Origin of the sequence: Xanthovirga aplysinae, from assembly GCF_009711365.1 — a bacterium.
Classification (GTDB): Bacteria; Bacteroidota; Bacteroidia; order Cytophagales; family Cyclobacteriaceae; genus Xanthovirga; species Xanthovirga aplysinae.
In genome coordinates, this window is record NZ_SMMB01000839.1 from 1 (window position 1) to 4,576 (window position 4,576).

The following is a 4,576-nucleotide window of genomic DNA, read 5'->3' on the forward strand; positions in this document are numbered from 1 at the left end:
AGAAGCATTAAAGAATATAGCACCAATTACAATGGGAATCTGAAACAAGATGGCAGGCCGGGTTATCAATCCAATAGCTATTAAAACTCCTGCCATTAAATGAACAGAGGCTACATAATGGGCTATCATAAAGGCTCCAAACTCCAGGCTACTATTTTGAAGAATATCCAAAATGTAAGATGTGTCCCTTATAAAAAGTACTCCTTTATAAAAAATGAAGATTCCTAGAAGCATTCTTCCAATGCTAATGAGTTTGGTATGGTGAGAATCACCATAGTGCTCCACCCGATGCATAGTATTCATGATATCAAAATCCATGAGTCCTCCTTTTTTTATTGAGAAAACAATGGAAACACTTTAAACATTCTCCTTTTTAATAAGGAAAACAAAAAGGCCATTCAAAAAAGTATACGAAGGTCAAAGCCGAGAGGATACCTAACAACAGCCTTAAAACATTTAATATCAAGAACATAAAGTAATAAAGCACTTTTACAAGGATAATCTGGAATAAGAAATTTTAACCCTGGAGCGTTCTGTTATCGACATGATAACTCCAAGCTAAAATCTCCAATTCCAGACCATCTATAAATTTTACTGCCGAAGTTTATTCATCTCCTCCTCAAAGGTTTTTTTGAACTTCTCATAATCGTAGTCAATTTTCAGACGCTCATCAGAAGAAAGGCGTTGACTTATTTCTGTAGCTAATTCTTCGGCCGAAAGCTCTATAGCCAGGTAAGTTTTGAATTTCCCTTCAGCCGTTTTTGTATGTTTCTCACAAATCGTTCGTATTCCCGAAAGTCGTTGGTCAATAACTTGTCGAGAAAGAGTTTCAAATCGTTCAGACACTTCTTCTTGGTTATTCAATTCCCTGGAATTCACATAATTATCTACCACAGCTTTTACAGTAAGATTAATTGCACCTGCTAATTCGGTTTGAGCATTACTGTAAGCCCTCTTTTTTGCAGTCATCTGGTCCAGGCTTTCCCCAATGGCATTAGCTCTGAAATGTTTCTTGTCTGTCGTGAAGTCTTTTCCAGTACAGTAAAGCGTGAGCTCGACCTCCCCCTTAGGAGCTTTTTTGCTACTTTTACAAGCGTTAATCATCACCACCACAGTAAATAAGCAAACTGCTGAAATAAGTCTAAAGATTAAGGTTTTCATAGGCGAATTAGTTTATTAATTAATAGATTCAAGAATTATTTAGGAAGGAACATGCCTGATTCCTAAGGATTCAATTTTCTTAACAAGGATGGAATTAATTCCTTTTTTAGTACATCTGTTGACTTACGATAAGCTACCATACCCGCTTCATCATAGGATAAATGAACCCCTTTGATATCGCGTAGAGATTTATTATAAATAGTTAAACCTTCCTTAAGTTCTACCAATTTCAGGTCTATATCTAAATAAGAAGTCTGAAAGTCAGCCTTATTACCAGCTTTTCTGGTATTTGCTTCGATCTTTAGCAACAAATCGGCACTATTTCTTTTATCGGTAAACACAAAACCTTTTGCACTTAAGGCATTTTTTATGGCCAAAGTTACAGGTTTCACCTCCATAGATTTTCCAAGATTGGTTTCCTTTGCCTCAAGAAATATGTTAGGGGAAGTCAATTCAAAGTGAATTTCACTTTGAACGGTAGGAAAAAACTCCAATAGTCTTTCAGTAAAAGGAGATAATTTCTCCCCCTGGGCAAAGGCCATTGAATTCATTTCTATGCTGACTGTATTTCTATACTGTTCGGAATCAAAAGAATAAATGGATAGCAAAGCTTTTCCTTGTGGATTAGTTTGCAAATCTTTTGACAATTGGCCCTTCCCATTCTTAAAGGATAAAATTAAAGGCAAACGGCCAAAAGGGAGGATCTCCTGGGTTTCAGGATTTTTATAAAGAACAGAAAAAGAAGCAACAACTTCCTTAAAAGTTCCTTTCTTCAATTTAAAAGAACTCTTTTCAGGATAAATTCCAGTATGGGCTAGAATATGATGCAAGCGATTAAAACACTCATTAATCAATAGAATTGGTTTGCCCTCAAAATCTATTGTAACTGCTTCCCCATAATATTCCTCCAGCGTCTGTATTGATTTTAGATAATAAGAGAAAGCCTGGTGAATTTCACCTTTATGATAGAAATCTTCTGCCTCCTTGTAAAAATCTAAAGCAATGCTTTCTGCCTGTTTTCTTTTTAAGGCCGCTCGTTCAGTGTACTTTTGTTTCGACAAGCGAAAATAGACCCAATATTCCTCCTCATTTTCCCATTGGCCTATTAATTCGTAATCCTCCAATTCTTCAATAGTGGAAGTCTGTATATTAGAAAGATATTCATCCTTAAAATTATTCCCTCTATCCAATTGATAAAAGACCGATTCTGAGGATATTTTTACCTTTATCTGAGAAACCAAATCATGAAGGGCGTGCTTCCTTGCAATATCTGCAAAATTAGTAGGGTATTTTTTCTTCATACTGGCCCCAATTCCAACATAATATCTAATATCAATGGGCCTTTTCACCAACCATTCCGGTCTTTTTTCTTCTTCTGCTATAGGCTTTTCCTGTATTTGAACTGACTGCTGACTTTTGCAAGAGTCTAAACCAATCAATAAACATAACAGGAAAACCCAACCTACTTTTTTTATATTTTCTTTCATTAAGATTATAGCTTATGCAAATAGAATTAAAGATTAGAAATGAAGAAGTAGGAATCACAAGGGCCAAAAAGAATGAAAAACAAATCTAAAGGGGCTTTGTAATTCAAACTTGCCAAGTCATTCCACAACATTCATAATTATTAATTCATTAGAAAAACATTGTTTTAATAGGTCCAAAGGACTCCCATGACCCTTTTTCATCTCTATTGATGAAACTTTGGTGCTTCATGAAAGTTCTTATTTATTAACCTACTGGTCTCTCCTTTTTTCATAATCCGAAATTCCTTTGACCACCTCTTGTGCAACCTTTCCAAAAGCCCGCTGCGACATGGACTCCAAACTTTCCAGCTCATGACGGCTCTGGAATAATCTATGTAAATTTCTCCTTCTACTATACCCAAACAAACCTCCTTCCTCTATAGGATAAAGATTCTTATAGTTTCCTTTATATCTCGCATAATGCACTTTATCCTCGAGACGTTTTTCAATTAAATCTGAATGAAGGATCTCCCCAGTTTCTGAAGAAATCAGATTATATTGAAAAGTTAACAATACAGAATTTGATTTTTTATACTCAAAATACTTTGCAGGTCGAAATCGAGTCTCAGCATGATAAGAATCCGTTGAATCAACATAAATCTTTACTTTATAACCCTCTTTCACTTTTTTTGAAATTCGCTCTGTTTCTCCTTTCTTGGCTTTATAAGCGACCAGTTTACCTGTCAATACGGCTTTTACTCCTAATAAAGCCCCAGCTTCTGCGGCTGTATTATCGTCTATCACCCCACTTAAACCTAGTTTTTGTTCTTCCAACAGCTTATCTGTATTCTCCCTATCCACCAGTTTTACAAAAGGATTTCCTGAATTCACCATACCATCCATAAAATAGGCAGCAATTTTTTCCTCGACATTCCTATGGGGTGTTAAATTTTGGAAAGGTAGAAGTGCCAGGGTGAAACGCCCCTTAATAATGGCTTGCTCCTGAAAGTCTGTGGCATCTTTGTAGGAAGCATCTTGAGTGGTTACTTTGGTAAAATAATCATAAGCCTTTCTATAGGATTCAGCTTCGAAAGCCTGAAGCCCCTTTAGATAGATCGGCTCGAGAACAGAAACTTTTCTTCTCTCACTTACATCCTTATAATTAGGTGATAGCCTGATTATTTCATCATACTTTTTTTGAGCTTCGCTATATTCCTCTTCTTCTAAATGTTGATTTGCGGTTTGATATAAACTAGTCAAATAGACCTTTTTATTTTCTTCAAAATAATCATCATAGTATACTGGGTATGTCAATTTCACACTTACCCTGGACAGCTTTTTGAAATAATTTTTAGCATCTAAAAAACTGTAAACAGAAGCCTTATGGTCATTTATTGCATGAAATTTGTAAAACTTTTCTAACAAATCATCCAATACCATTTGTCCATTTCTCTTTAGCCCTAGTCTAGCGTCAATATTTTTGTCATTCCGCAAAAGCGCATCATAATAATAGGCAGCAGCCATTTCATATTCTCCTGCCGAGGCCAACTTAGATGCTTTTTTTGCCATTCGCCTGGATCCGGAACATGCAGATAAAAGAAAAAGCAAACAGGTAATAGTTAATAAAAGAAATGAATTCCCCTTGATTCTCCCCATTGAATTATCTCGAATTGAAGCTTTACTTCTAGTTAAAAATTCCCCAACAAGCTTTAAACCTGTTTTATACCCTGTATTATTAAAATGAAGAATGTCAGGAATTTGTTAATAAATACATCAAAATTCTCCAAAATTCGGTTTTTATTAATACATTAAATACAATTCCACTTCAACAACACCCAAAAATCATTCCATTAATAAAGAGTCAAATTAAAAAAGTAAAAAGAAAATGGTATTTATTTATTAATAAAGATAATACCTAAAATGAAATAAAAAAATCCACAAAGAAACAC

Annotated in this window: 4 protein-coding genes; all 4 read right to left on the bottom strand. The window is 35.0% G+C overall.

Translation table 11 applies throughout. From position 1 onward, the window contains the following. A partial coding sequence (locus tag E1171_RS06525; RefSeq protein WP_155205206.1) for a DoxX family protein occupies nucleotides 1–318 on the bottom strand: 318 nt, incomplete at its 3' end. Between the two features lie 273 nt (nucleotides 319–591). After that, entirely contained in the window at nucleotides 592–1,161 is a 570-nt protein-coding gene (locus tag E1171_RS06530) for a hypothetical protein (RefSeq protein ID WP_155205207.1), read from the bottom strand. A gap of 62 nt (nucleotides 1,162–1,223) precedes the next feature. Continuing rightward, nucleotides 1,224–2,648, bottom strand: coding sequence for an LPP20 family lipoprotein (locus E1171_RS06535; protein WP_155205208.1), 1,425 nt, complete (start codon nucleotides 2,646–2,648; stop codon nucleotides 1,224–1,226). A gap of 249 nt (nucleotides 2,649–2,897) precedes the next feature. Next, entirely contained in the window at nucleotides 2,898–4,196 is a 1,299-nt protein-coding gene (locus E1171_RS06540; RefSeq protein ID WP_187696306.1) for a CsgG/HfaB family protein, read from the bottom strand. Between the last annotated feature and the right edge of the window lie 380 nt (nucleotides 4,197–4,576).

Excerpts from the sequence above, each read along its gene's own strand:
- E1171_RS06530 (WP_155205207.1), bottom strand. The coding sequence starts at position 1,161 with ATGAAAACCTTAATCTTTAGACTTATTTCAGCAGTTTGCTTATTTACT.
- E1171_RS06535 (WP_155205208.1), bottom strand. The coding sequence starts at position 2,648 with ATGAAAGAAAATATAAAAAAAGTAGGTTGGGTTTTCCTGTTATGTTTA.
- E1171_RS06540 (WP_187696306.1), bottom strand. The coding sequence starts at position 4,196 with ATGGCAAAAAAAGCATCTAAGTTGGCCTCGGCAGGAGAATATGAAATG.